The organism is Sphingomonas sp. CCH9-E2, from assembly GCF_001557215.1.
Taxonomy (GTDB): domain Bacteria; phylum Pseudomonadota; class Alphaproteobacteria; order Sphingomonadales; family Sphingomonadaceae; genus Sphingomonas.
Map to the genome: position 1 here is coordinate 1 of NZ_LSJM01000461.1, position 16,572 is coordinate 16,572.

Sequence of the window (16,572 nt, forward strand, 5' to 3'; positions counted from 1 at the left end):
CGGCGGTGCCGACCCCCTAGATGCGGCACCGCCACCCGCTTCACGGGGCTCAACAGGATTTTCGAATGACCGCCACCCACTCGACCCGCATGCTGATCCTCGGTTCCGGCCCGGCCGGCTTGTCCGCCGCCATTTACGGCGCGCGCGCGGGGCTGGCGCCGATCGTGGTGCAGGGCATCCAGCCCGGCGGGCAGCTGATGACCACCACCGATGTCGAGAATTATCCGGGCTTTCGCGAGGTGATCCAAGGCCCGTGGCTGATGGGCGAGATGCAGGCGCAGGCCGAGCATGTCGGCGCGCAGATGATGTACGACACGATCGTCGAGGTCGACCTGTCGCAGCGCCCGTTCCGCCTGATCGGCGATGGCGGCACCGTCTATTCGGGCGACACGCTGGTGATCGCGACCGGCGCGCAGGCCAAGTGGCTGGGGCTGGAGAGCGAGGACGCGATGAAGGGCAAGGGCGCGAGCGCATGCGCGACCTGCGACGGATTCTTCTATCGCGGCAAAAAGGTCGCGGTGATCGGCGGCGGCAACACCGCGGTCGAAGAGGCGCTGTACCTGACCAACCACAGCCATGACGTGACGCTGATCCACCGCCGCGACACGCTGCGCGCCGAAAAGATCCTGCAGGAGCGGCTGTTCGCCAATCCGAAGATCAAGACGCTGTGGAACAAGGAAGTCGTCGAGTTCGTCGGCGGTGGCGACCCTGAGGGGCTGGTCGCGCTGCGCCTGCGCGATACCGTGACCGGTGAGGAATCGAGCATCGATGTCGAGGGCGGCTTTGTCGCGATCGGCCACCACCCGGCGACCGAGCTGTTCCGCGGGCATCTGGAGTTGGACGAAGACAGCTATATCACCGTCGAGACCGGTTCGACCCGCACCAGCGTGCCCGGCGTGTTCGCGTGCGGCGACGTGATGGACAAGGTGTATCGCCAGGCGATCACTGCGGCGGGCACCGGCTGTATGGCCGCACTGGACGCCGAACGCTTTCTGGCCGAGGCCGATTTCGAGGCGGTTGCCCACGCGGCGGAGTGAGCCGGGGAAACTGACGAAGTTACGGGCAACGCGCGCAATTCTGTCAGTTTCGGGTGACGAAGCTGACGGAAATGGCACCGTGTCATGCGCGTGTGGCGCGGAAGTTGACACTGGCTTGACACGATCGGCGTTGTTTTGCGCGGGTCGACCGGGGCCGGGGCCGTGGTGGCGGCGTGCGGATCGGGTCGGGGCGAGTCGGGGGCGCATCGACCAGTTTATGCGCTTTTTGGGGGCTTGTAGGAAAGGCATTTGTTAAAGGCGGTGCCGTCGCCTTCGCGGCTGGATCATGTCGCGGGGCGGGACGTTGGACGGCCATGCCCTCGAGCACCCGATTTTCGATTTCCGCGCAAGCGCTACTTCCGATCTTCCTGATCGGGTGCAATGCCGCGCCTGCCCCCGTACAGGCTCCGAACGGGGATGCCCGTCAACAGGCCCAGCCGGCAACGACCGGGCTCGATCCGGCGCGAATGGCGCAGGCCGTCGCGGCCGCAGAGCGGTTGCCACGGTTGCGGTCGCTGCTTGTGCTGCGGGACGGGCAGACGCTGGCAGAGCATCGCTTCAACGGCGGACCGCCGCTCGACCGCCCGGTGAACATCAAGTCGGCATCGAAATCGGTGCTGTCCGCCCTGGCGGGGATCGCGATCGCGCGCGGGGTGCTAACGGGAGCGGACCAGCCGGTGGTGTCGGTGTTGAAAGCCGATGCGCCCGCCAACCCCGATCCGCGACTGGCGCGGCTGACGCTTGGCAATCTGCTGTCGATGCAGGCGGGGCTGGAGCGGACGTCCGGCCCGAATTACGGGCGTTGGGTCACTAGCCCCAATTGGGTGCGCTTTGCGCTGTCGCGGCCATTTGTCGACGAGCCGGGCGGGGGAATGCTCTATTCGACCGGGAGCAGTCACCTTGTCTCGGCGATGCTAACGCGGGCGAGCGGGCGGAGCACGATGGAGTTGGCGCGTGAATGGCTGGGCAAGCCGCTGGGCATCACCATCCCGCCCTGGCCGCGCGACCCGCAGGGCGTGTATTTCGGCGGCAACGACATGCTGATGAGCCCGCGGGACCTGGCGCGGTTCGGTGAACTCTATCGCCTTGGTGGGGTGATCGACGGCAAGCGCATCCTGCCCGCCGAATGGATTGCGGCCAGCTGGACCCCGCGCGCCGTGTCGCCATGGAGCGGCGGCCAATATGGCTATGGCTGGTTCGTCGGCGAGATGGGCGGGCATGCCGTGCGCTATGGCTGGGGCTACGGCGGGCAGATGCTGTATGTCGTGCCGCGCCTGAAGCTGACGGTCGTCATGACGTCGCAGTCCGATGCGGCGCGTGAGGGCGGGCATATCGACGCGCTGCACCGGTTGCTGGCGGAGGGGGTGATTCCAGCAGCGGAGGCGGGCGGGCAATAAGTCAGTGTCGTATTGCTGCTGCCGGTTCAGCACGACGCGGTCAGTCTGCCGGAGTTTGGCGCAGATGCTGGATCGGTTTCAGCTCGGCGATGACCTGTTCCGTCAACCACGCCTTGTCCGCTGGGCGGGCGAAGCTGTGGCTGTCGGTGGGGCAGCTGGTCAGGGTTGCGGCATTGCGGGCTGGCGCGAACGCCGCGCTTTTCCAGTGGTCGGCGAAAGCTCGGGCCGTGTTGTCGCGTTCGGCCAGCAGGATCGTGACTGGGATTTGCGCCGTTGCCAGCGATGTTGCGAGACGGGCGGGGAGGCTGGCGGGGGGTTGCGACTGTTTCGCGGATGCCTTGGCCAAGCCGCTGATTAATTTACGGATATTGACGCCGCCGGTCAGCAGGCGGAGGAGTTCGCGGGGGTTCTTCAGCTTTTCGAGATAGCGCGAACGGATCGCTGCGGCGGGGGGCAGGTCGTTGCCGTCCGCGCTCGGTTCGATCGTCCAGGGATTGGTGAGGATCAGGGCGTCGAGCGGTGCCTGTGCGTGGAACAGGATCAGCGCGCTGGCGGCGTCGCAATTGCCGAAGGCGACGATGCGGGTGACGTGCGGGGCTTCGCGGCGGAAGGCGCTGGCGGCTTCAGAGATGTCCTGCGCTGTGGATTCGAAGCCGTTGTTTTCTCCCGATGAATCGCCGATGCCGCGGCGATCGTAGCGGAACACCGGATGGCCCGATGCGGCGAGCGTCGCGGCGAGTTCGGCCATGCCGCGATGCGCGCCGATGCGGATTTCGTTGCCGCCCGAAACGATCAGCAGGCCGGTGGTGCCGGGCGCTTCGTCGAGCGTAGCGGCGAGGGTTTCGCCGGCGCAGGCGAAGCTGATCAGGCGGCGCATGTCGCGATCCATTGGGCAATGTCGTCGGCGACGGCCTGGGCGAAGGCGGGGTCATTGTCCGGCTCGGCGCGGCGCCAGAGCGGGGTGCCGGGGAGCTTGGCGTCGGCGGGCTTGGCTTCGGTGGCGAGGCGGACGGTGCGGGTCCGCTCGGATGACGGCGTGGCGTCGGTTAGCTGGGCGAGCAGCGCCGGGCTGACCAGATTGCCGGCGAGTTCGACCGGATCGGTGGCGGTGTCGAGGCTCGCGGGATCGAACGGCTCACCGGATTCGCGGGCCGATGCCTGGCGCGCGCGGATGAGTTCGCGGCGCAGGTCGGCGCCGGTCATGGGGGAGAGGTGGGTGCGGGCGGTGACGGCTGCGTCGGTGTCGAGCAGGGCGCCGCTGCGGATGGCGAGAGTGAAGGCGGGCGGGGCGAGGCTGGCGACTGCGGCGGCAAAGGCTGCGCGCAATTTGGCGAGATCGGTCTCGTGGGTCGGCAGGAGGCTTTCGCCTTGTCCTGGCAGGTCGGGGAGCGCTCCGGCGATGCCGCGATCGGCCAGCGCGCGCAGGATCGTCACCGCGAAGGCGCGGGTGCGGTTGGCTTCTTCGAACAAGGGGAGCGCGACGACCACGACGGGTGCGGTATCGGGGCCGAAGCGGAGCATCGCTTCGCGGCCCCCGGCCCAGTCATAGGTGGTCGCGCGGATCAGTTGAGCGCCTTGGACGCGGCGAAGCGGACGAGCGCGCCGAAGGTTTCGAGCATGTCGCCGTCCACCTCATCATCGTCGATGATGATGCCGAGGCGATCCTCGATCTCAGTCAGCACGCCGGCGACGGCCATCGAATCGAGCTCGGGGAGCGCGCCGAACAGCGGCGTCGCTTCGTCGAAGGTCGCCGCGCGGGCGGCGTCGATGCCGAGCACGTCGCGCAGCACGCCGCGCACGGTTTCTTCGACTTCATTGTATCCGTCAGGCTGCACGGCCCAAAATCCCCGGTTGTTTTGGCGCCCGTTACGCGCTGGACGCGGCGATGCCAAGTGCTGCACCTGCTAAGCGATAATAGACACTGGATCGTTAACCGATGCGGGATATGCAGGCGCGATGGTGGACTTGGACCCTACACCCTATCCGATCGATGCGTTGACGACGCGCGGGGCGCCTGACGCCGTGGCGCTGGAGGATCGCGCGGGGACGCTGACTTACGCGGAGCTGGAGGCTGCGGTTGCGGCGCTGGCGCTGTGGTTGCGCGGGCAGGGGCTGGAGCCGGGAGATCGGGTTGCGACCTGGCTGCCCAAGACGCGGCATGCGTGCGTGATGCCGCTGGCGGCGGCGCGCGCGGGGCTGGTGCATGTGCCGGTCAATCCGGTGCTCAAGCGCGCGCAGGTCGCGCATATTCTGGCCGATAGCGGGGCGCGGCTGTTGCTGACGCAGGGCGCGCGGGCGGGGACGCTGGAGGATGGCGATGTGCCTGTTGGGTGCCGCGTCGTGTTCGATGCGGATGCGCCGCTGACGGGCGAGGGCCTGAGCTATGCGCCGCCCGATCCCAGTGATCTGGTGGCGATCCTCTATACGTCGGGATCGACCGGGCGGCCCAAGGGGGTGATGCTGAGCCATGCCAATCTGTGGCTGGGTGCGATCAGCGTCGCGCACTATCTGAAGGTGACGCCAGAGGATCGCGTGCTCGGCGTGCTGCCGCTGAGCTTTGACTATGGGCAGAACCAGCTGCTGTCGACCTGGGCCGCGGGCGGGCGGGTGATCCCGCTGGATTATCTGACCGCGCGCGATGTGATCAAGGCGGTGGACCGGCATGACGCCACCACGATTGCGGGCGTGCCGCCGCTGTGGACGCAATTGCTGGAGGCGGAGTGGCCGGAGGCGGTCGCGGCGAAGCTGAAGCGGCTGACCAATTCGGGCGGGGCGCTGACGATCGGCCTGGTGCGGGGTTTGCGGGCGCGGTTTCCTGAGGCGGCGCTGTTTCCGATGTACGGGCTGACCGAGGCGTTTCGATCGACCTATCTCGACCCGAGCCTTGTCGATGCGCACCCGGAATCGATGGGGCGGGCGATCCCCTTTGCCGAGATCATGGTGGTGCGGGCCGATGGGACGCGCGCCGATCCGGGCGAGGCGGGGGAGCTGGTCCATGCCGGGCCGCTGGTCGCGAAAGGATATTGGCAGGATGCGGAGCGGACGGCGTTGCGGTTCAAGCCGGCGCCTGCCGAGTCCCGCTATGGCGGGATGGCGGTGTTTTCGGGGGATACGGTGGTCGAGGGCGCGGACGGGCTGCTGCGGTTCGTCGGGCGTGATGACGAGATGATCAAGTCCTCGGGCAACCGGATCAGCCCGACCGAGGTCGAGGAAGCGGTGCTGGCCGGGGGCGAGGCGCGCGAGGCGGTGGCGCTGGGCGTGCCCGATCCGCGGCTGGGGCAGGCTGTGGTGGTGATCGCGGTGGCGCGGGGTGAGGCCGAGGCGGCGGAAGCGGCATTGCGCGAGCGGTTGCGGCGCGAGCTGCCCGCGTTCATGCAGCCGACGCGCTATGTCTGGCGCGAGGAGTTACCGCGCAATGCGAACGGGAAGCTCGACCGGTCGGGTCTGAAGGCGGAGATGACGGCATGAAGCCGATGGGGCCGATCCCCCCCTATTTTGCGGGGCAGAGCGGGGAGTTGCACATCGCCGGGCGCCCTGCGCGCGACTGGGTGGCGCAGGCGGGGACGCCTTTGTTCGTCTATGACACGGCCATCGTCCGCGAGCGGTTGGGGCAGTTGCGTGCGGCATTGCCGGATGCGGTCGAGATCCATTTTGCGATCAAGGCCAACCCTTTGCCGGCGTTTCTGGCGGCGGTGGCGCCGCTGGTCGGTGGGCTGGACGTGGCGTCCGGGGGCGAGCTGGCGACGGCGTTGGCGGTCAAGGATGCGGCGAACATCAGCTTTGCCGGGCCGGGGAAGCGCGACACAGAGCTGGAGGCGGCGATTGCCGCCGGGGCGACACTGAACCTGGAGTCCGAGGGTGAGGCGGATCGGGCGCTGGCTACGGCCACGCGGCTGGGCGTGACGCCCAAGCTGGCGGTGCGGGTCAATCCGTCGTTCGAGCTCAAGGGTTCGGGGATGAAGATGGGCGGGCGGCCATCGCCGTTCGGGATCGATGCGGTGCGAGTGCCGGCGCTGGTCAAGCGACTGATCGCGGCGGGGGCGGATTGGCGCGGGTTTCATATCTTTGCCGGGTCGCAGGCGCTGGACAGCGAAGCGATCTGCGAGACGCAGGCGGCGACCGTCGGGCTGGCGCGCGAACTGGCCGATGCGGTTGGTGTCCGAGCGCCGCTGGTGAATATCGGCGGGGGTCTGGGTGTGCCCTATTTCGCGGGCGATACCCCCGTGGACATCGCACTGGTCGGGGGGCGGCTGGGCGAGGTGCTGGAGCCGGATCAGGCCTATGCGATCGAGCTGGGGCGGTGGATCGCGGCGGAGTGCGGCGTGTATCTGACGCGGATCGTCGACCGGAAGGTCAGCGGCGACGAGACCTTCCTGATCTGTGACGGGGGGCTCAACCACCAGCTGGCCGCGTCGGGCAACTTCGGGACGGTGGTGCGTCGGAACTATCCGATTGCGATTGCGGAGAAGATGGGCGCGGAGGCGGGCGAGACCGTGTCGGTCGTCGGGCCGCTGTGTACGCCGCTGGATCGGTTGGGCGACAAGGTCGTGCTGCCCGAGGCTCAGGTCGGCGATGTGGTCGCGGTGTTTCTTGCTGGGGCCTATGGTGCCAGCGCGAGTCCGGCGGGTTTCCTGGGCCATGGGCCAGCGTCCGAAATGGTCGCGTAAAAGGCTGACGTCACGCCGCCAGGTGCGGCGTTCCTAACGCAATCTTTACCTCCCGCCGCCATAGCAAAGCGGTTGGTCGTGTCATGGCCTCCGGGACGCCGGGGCCGCGCGAGCGTCAGGAGGTTCGATTGTGATGCGTTTGGGACATGCCGGCAAGAAGTTGGCGCTTCCGCTGATGATGGCGGTGGCGCTTTCGGGCTGTATGGGCGGCGGAAATCGCCCCGAACTGCCGCCGACCACCTTCGTCGCGAGCCGTGAGGGGCCGGGCGAGGAATATGTCATCGGCCCGCTCGACACGCTGCAGATCTTTGTCTGGCGCAACCAGGAATTGTCGGCGGAGGTGCAGGTGCGCCCCGACGGCCGCATCACCACGCCGCTGGTGAGCGACATGCCGGCGGTGGGCAAGACCCCCGCGATGCTGGCCGACGACCTCAAATACGCGCTGGGCGAGTATATCAAGGATCCGATCGTGTCGGTCGTGGTCAAGAGCTTCTCGGGCACGTTCAGCCAGCAGGTGCGCATCGTCGGTGCGACCGAAAAGCCGGCGTCGCTGCCGTACCGCGCCAATATGACGCTGCTCGATGCGATGATCGCAGTCGGGGGCCTCAGCGAATTTGCGGCGGGCAACCGCGCGCGGCTGGTCCGCTATGACAAGGCGACCGGGCGGCAGCGCGAATACAAGGTGCGGCTGTCCGACCTGCTCAAGAATGGCGACACCAGCGCGAACGTGCGGCTGGAGCCGGGCGACGTGATCATCATTCCCGAAAGCATGTTCTAACCAACCAGACGGAGACCGCCCGGTGGGGGGATTGTGGGACGAGATCAGGACGGCACTTCACGGCGTGTGGCAACGCCGCTGGATCGCCGTGGCCGTCGCCTGGGCCGTGTGCCTGGCGGGCTGGCTGGTGGTGTCGCAGATCCCCAACCAATATGAGAGCCGTGCGCGCATCTTCGTGCAGCTGCGCCAGATCCTGCCCGGCGAGGGCATCGCGACCCAGCAGGAGCAGCAGAAGGACATCGACCGGGTTCGCACCACGCTGGCGAGCGCGACCAATCTGGAAAAGGTCGTGCGCGGCACCGACCTCGCCAACACGGTTGCGACCGACCGCGACGTCGCGGACCGGGTCGCGGGCCTGCAGAAGAAGATCAAGATCACCGCGCAGCAGGACAATCTGTTCGAGATCACCGCGACCGCGGACAGCGGCAAGCTGTCGCGCACGATCGTCCAGAAGCTGATCGACATTTTCGTTGAGGACAATCTCGGCACGATCCGTGACGAGGCGAGCCAGTCGCTCCAGTTCCTCGACCAGCAGCTCGCCCAGCGGCAAAAGGCGCTGCAGGAGGCAGAGGCCAAGAAGGCGGATTTCCAGGACCGTTATCTGGGGTCGCTGCCCGGCACGGGCACGCTGTCCGAACGGCTGTCGGCGGCGCGCACGCAGCTGGCACAGGTCAATCAGGAACTGGCAGCGGCGCAAAGCGGCTTGGCGGCGGTCAATGGCCAGATGGCGGGAACGTCGGCGACCGTGGCGGGCGCGGGCGGCGGTGGGGTTGCCGGGCCGGCACGTGCGCGGCTGTCGGCGATCCAGGGGCAGCTGGCCGAGGCGCGTGCGCGTGGCTGGACCGACAGCCATCCCGACGTGATCGCGCTGAAGAGCCAGTTGTCGGCCGCGCAGAGCGCCGCGCGCAACGAACCGGTATATTCGGGCGGTGGCGGCGGCGCGAGCGCCAACCCGCTGTATCTGAGCCTGCGCGCGATGCAGGCGGACAAGGCGGCGCAGGTCGCCGCGCTGACCAACCGCAAGGCGCAGATCGAGGCAGATATGGCCGCGATCGACGCGAAGATTGCGGGCGATCCGGCGGCAGCACAGGAACAGGCCGAGATCGACCGCAATTATCAGGTGCTGAAGGCGGCATATGACAAGCTGCTCGCCGATCGCGAACAGGTGAAGCTGCGCAGCCAGGCGGCAGGGCAGGCCGATGCGGTCAAGTTCAACGTGATCGATCCGCCGACCGCGCCGCGTTCGCCGACCGCGCCCAACCGGCCGCTGTTGCTGACCGGCGTGCTGATCGTCGGGCTGGGTGCCGGTGTGGCGGTGGCATTTGGCCTCGGCCAGCTGGCGGGGACGTTCCCGACCACGGCGCGGCTGGAGAAGATGAGCGGGATGCCGGTGATCGGATCGATCGGCGAGGTCGTGACGGCCGCGCAGACTGCGCTGCGCCGCAAGCGGCTGCAGATGTTTGCAGCGGCGACCGCGGGACTGGTCGTCGCATGGGTGGCGTTGCTGGGGCTGGAAATGCTCCAGCGCGGCATGAGCGCGTGAGGGACAGGCGATGAACGACCAGACTCCCAAACGCCTTGGCGGATCGCTGGTGGAGCGGGCGGCGGCGCATCAGGCGTTCGTCCAGCGCCAGGCTGCGCAGCAGGCGGCTGCGGCCCCGGTCGCGCCTCCGGTGGCGAAACCGCGCCATGACATTCCGGTATTCGGTGCGGTCGAAGCGCCGCGTGCGCCGCTGGTCCGGCCAGATCCGGTTGCTGTCGCGCAGCCGGTGCAACCGGCCGTGCAGGAGCCGAGCACGCGTCGGCGCGTGGCGATCGATCGCAAGAAGCTGGCCGAACATGGCATGCTGGTCCCCGGCGCGACCGTGACCGCGCTGGCCGAGGAATTCCGGCTGGTGAAGCGCCAGCTGCTGACCACTGCGCGGCAAATCCGTGCAGGTGGCGGCGAGGGTGCGGACGACCGGTCGCGGATGATCCTGGTCTGCTCGGCCAAGCCCAATGACGGCAAGACATTTTGCGCGATCAACCTCGCGCTGTCGCTGGCGGCGGAGAAGGATGTCGAGATCCTGCTGGTCGATGCCGATTTCGCCAAGCCCGACGTGCTGGCGCGGCTGGGTGCGCCCGATGGCCCTGGCCTGCTCGATGCGCTGTCGGGTGGGGTCAAGAATGTCGAGGACTGCATCATCGACACCGATGTGCCGCAGCTGTCGGTCCTGCCCGCCGGAACGCGCAGCGTCGCCGATACCGAATTGCTCGCCAGCGCGCGGGCGCATGCGATCCTCGATGGGCTGGCGGCCGCCAATCCGCGCCGCATCGTCGTGTTCGATTCGCCCCCGATCCTCGCCGCATCGCCCGCAAGTGCGCTCGCCAGCCATGTCGGGCAGGTGATGCTGGTGGTCCGCGCCGACCGCACGCGTGAGAATGAACTGCGTGACGCCGTCGGACTGCTCGACGGGTGCGACCATATCCAGTTGTTGCTCAACAGCGTTTCCCTTCAACCCAATGGACGCCGGTTCGGGAGCTATGGCGCCTATTATGGGGAGCCCGACCAATGAGGTTGTTCGCCGCGGCACTGGCCGCCACCACGCTGCTCGCCGCGCCCGCGCTGGCGAAGGACAAGCGCAAGTCGATCACCCCCTATGTCGACGCGGGGCAGGTGCTGGTCGCCGACCTGTCGGGCGGGGGCGAGGTGCTGACCTACTCCACCGTCGGTGCTGGGATCGATGCGTCGATCCAGACGCGCCGGGTCGAGGTGCAGCTGTCGTATAAATATGAGCGCCGGTTCGACTGGCAGAATGCCGTCGCCGACCAGGACACGCATAGCGGCCTGGCGCGCGCGGCGGTGCGGGTTGCGCCCGGCCTGACGGTCGAGGGCGGCGCGCTGGCGACGCGCGCGCGCAGCGACATTCGCGGCGATGCGCCGACCAATCTGGCGGGCAATGTGCGCAACGTGGCGCAGGTCTATTCGGTCTATGGCGGGCCGACCCTCCACACCGGCAACGGCCCGGCGAGCGTGAGTGCGGCCTATCGCTTTGGCTATACCAAGGTCGAGGCACCGACGATTTCGTCGATCGATCCGGCGGCACCGGCGGTCGATGTGTTCGACAGCGCGACCAACCATCTCGCGCAGGTCCGCGCAGGCGTGAAGGCCGGGACGATCCTGCCGGTGGGCCTCAGCGTCGCGGGGGCGTGGCAGCGCGAGGAGATGAGCCAGCTCGACCAGAAGTTCGACGGCAAATATGGCCGCGCCGATGCGGTGCTGCCGATCGGTCGCGGGCTCGCGGTCGTGGGTGGCGTGGGATACGAGAAGATCGAGATCACGCAGAAGGACGCGCTGCGCGATGGGACCGGCGCGATCGTGCGCGACGGGGCGGGGCGGTTCGTGACCGATCCGGCATCGCCGCCACGCATCGCGTACGAGATCGAGGGCATCTTCTGGGACGCGGGCGTGCTGTACAAGCCCAATGCGCGGCTGATGCTGGAGGCGCGGGCGGGCCGCCGGTACGATTCGATGAGCTATACCGGGTCGCTGCAGTGGCAGATTTCGCGGCGGTCGGCGCTGCAGGTCGGCGTGTATGACTCGGTGCAGAGCTTCGGCCGCCAGCTGGCGAGCGATCTGGCGGCGCTGCCGACCAGCTTCAACATTCCGACCGACTCGTTCGGCGATGCGTTCGATGGCTGCATCTTTGGCGACAGCGGAACGGCGGCGGGCGGGTGCCTGACCAACGCGCTGGGTTCGGTCGCGAGTGCCAATTACCGCGCGCGTGGCGTGACGGGTGTGCTGGCGATGAATTCGGGACGGACGACACTGGGGCTGGGCGCGGGCTATGCCAACCGGACCTATCTGGTGCCGACGGGCAGTTCGGTGCTGGCCGGGACGAGCGACGATACCTATTATGCCCAGCTGTTCGCGTCGCGCGCGCTGAGCGGCCGGTCCGGGGTGAACGGCAATGTGTTCGTCAACTATTTCCAGAGCGGCATCGCCGGCGCGCCGGGCGTGTTCGGCGGGGGTGCGGCGGGGGCCTATTATCATAATTTCGGGCCACTGAGCGCGGTGGCGTCGGTCGGCATCTCGAGCTTCGAGGTCGAGGGCGAGGGCAGCAACACCCAGGCGCAGGCGCAGCTTGGCCTTCGCTACGGTTTCTGAACGTTTTTGGTCCAGGGATGGCAGTATGTATGACGACCATTACGGACTGAGCGGGCGACCGTTCCAGCTGACGCCCGATCCGGCGTTCTGGTTCGATACCGCCACGCACAAGAAGGCGATGGCCTATCTGGGCTATGGCCTGAGCCAGGGCGAGGGCTTCATCGTCATCACCGGCGCGCCCGGTGCGGGCAAGACGACATTGGTCGGTCACCTGATGGAGACGATCGACCCCGAGCGGCTGCACGTCATCAAGATCGTCACGACCCAGGTCGAGGCCGAGGACCTGTTGCTGATGGTCGCGGCGGGGCTGAACATCGACGGCACGCATTTGCCCAAGGCACAATTGCTCGCGGCGATCGAGAAGCAGCTGCACGCGGTGGCGCGGCAGGGGCGGCGGACATTGCTGATCGCCGACGAGGCGCAGGCGCTGCCGCTGGAGAGCCTGGAAGAGCTGCGCATGCTCTCCAACTTCCAGGCGGGCGGTTATCCGCTGTTGCAGATCTTCCTGCTTGGCCAGCCCGAATTTCGTGCGCGCCTGTCCGATCCGCGGCTGGACCAGCTGCGCCAGCGGGTGATCGCGATGCACGCGCTGGACGGCATGGGCGCGGACGAGTTGGAGCCCTATCTGATCCACCGGCTGTCTTGTGTCGGCTGGCGGGGCAAGCCGCGCTTCACCAATGATGCAGTGGCGGCGATCTATCGCTGGTCGGGCGGGATTCCGCGCAAGGTGAATCTGCTTGCCGGCCGGGTACTGCTGCTCGGCGCGATCGAGGAGATTACGAGCTTTACCGGCGCGGATGTCGAGGCGGTGATCGCGGATCTGGAGGGCGATCTGGCCGGGGCGATGCCGCCTTCGGCTCCGGCGCGTCGGGCTCCGGTGCCTGCTCCGCCCGAGGCTGCACAGGCGGCGCGTGAGGCATTGCGGCGTGAGATTTCGGCTCCGGTTGCGCCTGCTGCGGAACCTGCACCTGCGCCGGTGGTGGATGCCGATCTGGCGGCGCGCTTCGCGAAGCTGGAAGCACGGATCGAGGAACAGGATGCGGCGCTGCGCCGCGTGCTGACGCTGATGGTCGACTTCATCGAGGTCGAGGATGCGCGGCCGACGCGGCGGGGAGCCGCTGCCTGACGATGGTTGCCAATGCCCTTTCGGTTGATGTCGAGGACTGGTTCCAGGTCGGCGCGTTCGAGACCGTGATCGCGCGCGACGATTGGGCGGCGCTGGAGCATCGCGTCGAGGCGAATACCGACAAGGTGCTGGCGCTGTTCGACGCGGGCGGGGTCAAGGCGACGTTCTTTACGCTGGGCTGGGTGGCGGAGCGCTTTCCCGCGCTGATGCGGCGCATTGCCGATGCGGGGCATGAGGTGGCGAGCCATGGCTGGGATCACCAGCGCGTGTTCACCATGGGGCCGGAACAGTTTCGCGCCGATATCGCGCGGGCGCGTGGCGTGCTGGAGGACGCGACCGGGCACAAGGTGAGCGGGTATCGCGCGCCGAGCTTTTCGATCGATGTCCGCACGCCGTGGGCGCATCAGGTGCTCGCGGAGGAGGGCTATGCCTATTCGTCGAGCGTCGCGCCGATCGGGCATGACCATTATGGCTGGGCCGACGCGCCGCGCCGCGCCTATCGCCCGGTGGCGGGGAGCGACCTGATCGAGCTGCCGGTGACCACGGCGCGGTTCCTGGGGCGCGAGGTGACGACCGGGGGCGGGTTCTTCCGCCTGTTGCCGGGCAGCGTCGTGCAGGGCGCGATCCGCGCGATGAATGCGCAAGGGCAGCCGGCGGTGTTCTACTTCCATCCGTGGGAGGTCGATCCGGGCCAGCCGCGCGTGGAGAATGCGCCCCTCAAGTCGAAGCTGCGGCATTACAGCCGGTTGGGGGCGATGGCGGGGAAGCTGCGGACGCTGCTCGCGGCGCATCGCTGGGATAGGACCGACCGCGTGGCGGCGGCGGAGGCGGCGGCGCTCGACGCCGCACCAGTGCTGGATGCTGCCGCGTGAACGCGCCGATCCAGCTGCGCCCGCTGACGCTGCGCGTCGCCGATCTGGGCGATACGATCGATCGGGCGCGCATCGGCGCCTATGTGCATGAGCAACCCGACGCGACGCCGTTTCACCTGCCCGCATGGAGCGCGGCGGTGGCAAAGGGGTGCGGACAGCGCAGCCATTATCTGGTCGCCGAGCAGGGTGAGCGCGGCATCGTCGGGGTGATGCCGCTGACCGAGCTGCATTCGCCGCTGTTCGGGCGGGTGCTGGCATCGGCCGGGTTCGGCGTGGGCGGCGGTATCCTCGCCGACAAGCCGGTAGTCGCCGAGGCGCTGGCGGAGGCGTGCTGGGCGCTCGCCGAGCGGCTGAGCTGTCCAAGCGTCGAGGTGCGCGGCGGACCGCGGCCGGGGCCGGACTGGACCGTGGACGACAGCCACTATCTGGGCTTTGTCCGTCCGCTGGCCGAGGATGACGAGGCCGAATTGCTCGCCATCCCGCGCAAGCAGCGCGCCGAGGTGCGCAAGGCGCTGGACACCGATCTGAGCATCTCGATCGGGCGCGACCCGGCCGACGTGGCGGCGCATTACGCGGTGTATGCCGAGAGCGTCCGCAATCTGGGGACGCCCGTTTTTCCACGTGCGCTGTTCACGGAAGTGTTGCAGGAATTTGGTAGCGCAGCCGATGTGCTGGTTGTGCGGCGTGAGGATAGGCCGGTGTCCGCTGTGTTGAGTCTCTATTGGCGGCGAACCGTGTTTCCCTATTGGGGCGGCGGTACGGCGGAGGCACGCCGGTTGCGCGCCAATGATCGCATGTATTTCGAGCTGATGCGCCATGCGCGCGAGCGGGGCTGTTCCCGGTTCGATTTCGGCCGGTCGAAGGTCGGCACCGGGGCGGCGGCGTTTAAGAAGAATTGGGGATTCGAGCCGCAGCCGCTGACCTATTATGACCGCGTGGCGGAGGGTGCGGCGATCCGCGACGCCAATCCGCTCAATCCCAAATACCGGCTGCAGGTCGCAGTCTGGAGCAAGCTGCCGCTCGCCATCGCCAACCGCGTGGGCCCGTGGATTTCGCGAGGGCTGGGCTGATGGGCGATATCCTGTTCCTGGCGCATCGCGTGCCGTTTCCGCCCGACCGCGGCGACAAGATCCGTGCGTTCAACATCATCCGCTATCTGAGCGAGCGCAAGCGCGTGCATCTGGTGGCGTTTGCCGACGACCCTGCGGACCTCAAGCGCAAGTCGGGCCTGTCCAAGCTGACCGGCAACCGCCAGATCGTGTGGCGCAGCAAGCCGCAGGCGCTGGCCGGCGTGCAGTCGCTGCTGTCGCATCGCCCGGTTTCGCTGACGGCGTTCGACAATGCCGAGGTGCATCGCGCGGTCGAGACGATGCTGGCGCGGCACGCGATCGACACGATCTACGTCTTTTCCAGCCAGATGGCGCAATATGTGCCGCTGCGCCCGCGCCAGCGCGTGGTGATGGACTTTGTCGACATGGATTCGGCCAAGTTCGCGAGCTACGGCGAGACCAGCCGCGGCTTTACCGGGTGGATGATGCGGCGCGAGGCGCGGCTGCTGGCTGCGCATGAACGCGCCATTGCGGCGCGCGCCGACGCCAGCCTGTTCGTCAGCGAAGAGGAAGCCCAGCTGTTCCGGCAGCGCACCGGCGCCGAGCGCGTCCATGCGGTGTGCAACGGCATCGATACCAGCATCTTCGACCCTGGTGCGCAGTTCAAGCGAATCGACACGATGGGCGCGCTGATCGTGTTCACCGGCCAGATGGATTACCGCCCGAACATCGAAGGCGTGACCTGGTTCGTCGAGACCATTCTGCCGCATATCCGGCTGCGTCACCCCAATGCGCGCTTCGCCATCGTCGGGCGCAAGCCGACCGACGCGGTCCATGCGCTGACGAAGCATCCCGGCGTGACCGTAACGGGCGAAGTGCCCGATGTGCGCCCGTGGCTGCATGCCGCATCGGTGGTGGTCGCGCCCCTCAAGCTGGCGCGCGGCGTCCAGAACAAGGTGCTGGAGGCCATGGCGATGGCGCGGCCAGTGGTGGCTTCCGCGGCGGCGGCGACCGGGATCGACCATGGCGGCACGATCGAGGTCGGCGCAACCGTCGGCGAGATTGCCGACGCCGTGAACCGCATCCTGGCCGACCCGAAAACCGGGGCCGAGTTCGGCGCGCTCGCCCGGCAGCGGGTGATCCACCATTATAGCTGGGACGCGCGCTTGGCGGTGCTCGACGATCTGTTGGGCCTGCGCGGACGCAACGACCGCCGCCCGGCCCGCCCGGCCGCCGCCTGACCATGGCGAGCGCGGCGATTCCGGTCGCAGCGGAGCAGCTGTTCGATGCGCGCTGGCAGCGACACGCCGCGATGCTGGCGGGCATGTGGGCGGTGCTGTTGCTGCTGTTTCGCAGCGATGTGGGCGATCTGGCGGCGATCTACTGGACTAATACCACGTTCGGTCACTGCCTGTTCGTCGCCCCGGTGGTCGGCTGGCTGGTGTGGCAGCGGCGGGATGGCCTTGCCCAGGTGCGGCCCGATGCGTGGTGGCCCGGGC

At 68.1% G+C, this 16,572-nt stretch carries 16 protein-coding genes; 13 read left to right on the top strand and 3 right to left on the bottom strand.

Annotated features, from left to right (window positions below):
• The first annotated feature begins 65 nt into the window (after nucleotides 1-65).
• Nucleotides 66-1,037: a thioredoxin-disulfide reductase gene (gene trxB / locus AX681_RS20860; protein WP_066663033.1), complete on the top strand. Its 972-nt coding sequence runs from the start codon at nucleotides 66-68 to the stop codon at nucleotides 1,035-1,037.
• A gap of 467 nt (nucleotides 1,038-1,504) precedes the next feature.
• Nucleotides 1,505-2,434 (top strand): serine hydrolase domain-containing protein, encoded by a 930-nt coding sequence (locus tag AX681_RS20865; protein ID WP_197424334.1) that lies wholly within the window; start codon nucleotides 1,505-1,507, stop codon nucleotides 2,432-2,434.
• A 40-nt stretch (nucleotides 2,435-2,474) separates the two neighbouring features.
• On the opposite strand, the gene AX681_RS20870 is transcribed toward AX681_RS20865, so the two are convergent.
• From AX681_RS20870 to AX681_RS20880, 3 genes are read right to left on the bottom strand one after another with little or no spacing between them, the layout of a single operon-like run.
• A complete protein-coding gene (locus tag AX681_RS20870; protein ID WP_066660470.1) occupies nucleotides 2,475-3,311 on the bottom strand; it encodes a hydrolase 1, exosortase A system-associated in 837 nt (278 codons plus the stop codon).
• Nucleotides 3,299-3,955 (bottom strand): hypothetical protein, encoded by a 657-nt coding sequence (locus AX681_RS20875; protein WP_066660467.1) that lies wholly within the window; start codon nucleotides 3,953-3,955, stop codon nucleotides 3,299-3,301. Before AX681_RS20875 ends, AX681_RS20870 begins: the two co-directional genes overlap by 13 nt.
• Nucleotides 3,956-3,996: 41 nt before the next feature.
• The gene (locus tag AX681_RS20880) at nucleotides 3,997-4,269 is read right to left on the bottom strand and encodes an acyl carrier protein (protein WP_066660465.1); all 273 of its coding nucleotides are present in this window, start codon (nucleotides 4,267-4,269) and stop codon (nucleotides 3,997-3,999) included.
• Between the two features lie 121 nt (nucleotides 4,270-4,390).
• On the opposite strand from AX681_RS20880, the gene AX681_RS20885 reads away from it, so the two are divergent.
• The 11 genes from AX681_RS20885 to AX681_RS22710 all read left to right on the top strand — a co-directional run.
• Nucleotides 4,391-5,902 carry an acyl-CoA ligase (AMP-forming), exosortase A system-associated gene (locus tag AX681_RS20885; protein ID WP_066682704.1) on the top strand — a complete coding sequence of 504 codons (1,512 nt, stop codon included), beginning with the start codon at nucleotides 4,391-4,393 and terminating at the stop codon, nucleotides 5,900-5,902.
• Nucleotides 5,899-7,101 carry a pyridoxal-dependent decarboxylase, exosortase A system-associated gene (locus tag AX681_RS20890; protein ID WP_066660526.1) on the top strand — a complete coding sequence of 401 codons (1,203 nt, stop codon included), beginning with the start codon at nucleotides 5,899-5,901 and terminating at the stop codon, nucleotides 7,099-7,101. Before AX681_RS20885 ends, AX681_RS20890 begins: the two co-directional genes overlap by 4 nt.
• A gap of 133 nt (nucleotides 7,102-7,234) precedes the next feature.
• Nucleotides 7,235-7,879 carry an XrtA/PEP-CTERM system exopolysaccharide export protein gene (locus AX681_RS20895; protein WP_066660524.1) on the top strand — a complete coding sequence of 215 codons (645 nt, stop codon included), beginning with the start codon at nucleotides 7,235-7,237 and terminating at the stop codon, nucleotides 7,877-7,879.
• A 22-nt stretch (nucleotides 7,880-7,901) separates the two neighbouring features.
• Nucleotides 7,902-9,422, top strand: a complete 1,521-nt coding sequence (locus AX681_RS20900) for an XrtA system polysaccharide chain length determinant (RefSeq protein WP_066682706.1) — start codon at nucleotides 7,902-7,904, stop codon at nucleotides 9,420-9,422.
• Nucleotides 9,423-9,432: 10 nt separating this feature from the next.
• A complete protein-coding gene (locus AX681_RS20905; protein WP_066660893.1) occupies nucleotides 9,433-10,434 on the top strand; it encodes an AAA family ATPase in 1,002 nt (333 codons plus the stop codon).
• Nucleotides 10,431-12,026, top strand: coding sequence for a hypothetical protein (locus AX681_RS20910; protein ID WP_066682707.1), 1,596 nt, complete (start codon nucleotides 10,431-10,433; stop codon nucleotides 12,024-12,026). The genes AX681_RS20905 and AX681_RS20910 overlap by 4 nt, the downstream gene beginning before the upstream one ends.
• A gap of 25 nt (nucleotides 12,027-12,051) precedes the next feature.
• Complete coding sequence (locus tag AX681_RS20915; protein WP_066682709.1) at nucleotides 12,052-13,152, top strand: ExeA family protein; 1,101 nt, start codon at nucleotides 12,052-12,054, stop codon at nucleotides 13,150-13,152.
• Nucleotides 13,153-13,154: 2 nt separating this feature from the next.
• A complete protein-coding gene (locus AX681_RS20920) occupies nucleotides 13,155-14,024 on the top strand; it encodes an XrtA system polysaccharide deacetylase (RefSeq protein WP_066660801.1) in 870 nt (289 codons plus the stop codon).
• Entirely contained in the window at nucleotides 14,021-15,094 is a 1,074-nt protein-coding gene (locus AX681_RS20925) for a FemAB family XrtA/PEP-CTERM system-associated protein (protein WP_066660804.1), read from the top strand. Before AX681_RS20920 ends, AX681_RS20925 begins: the two co-directional genes overlap by 4 nt.
• Nucleotides 15,094-16,314 carry a TIGR03087 family PEP-CTERM/XrtA system glycosyltransferase gene (locus AX681_RS20930; RefSeq protein WP_066660807.1) on the top strand — a complete coding sequence of 407 codons (1,221 nt, stop codon included), beginning with the start codon at nucleotides 15,094-15,096 and terminating at the stop codon, nucleotides 16,312-16,314. Before AX681_RS20925 ends, AX681_RS20930 begins: the two co-directional genes overlap by 1 nt.
• A gap of 2 nt (nucleotides 16,315-16,316) precedes the next feature.
• On the top strand, nucleotides 16,317-16,572 hold a 256-nt coding region (locus AX681_RS22710; RefSeq protein WP_331710040.1), incomplete at its 3' end, for an archaeosortase/exosortase family protein.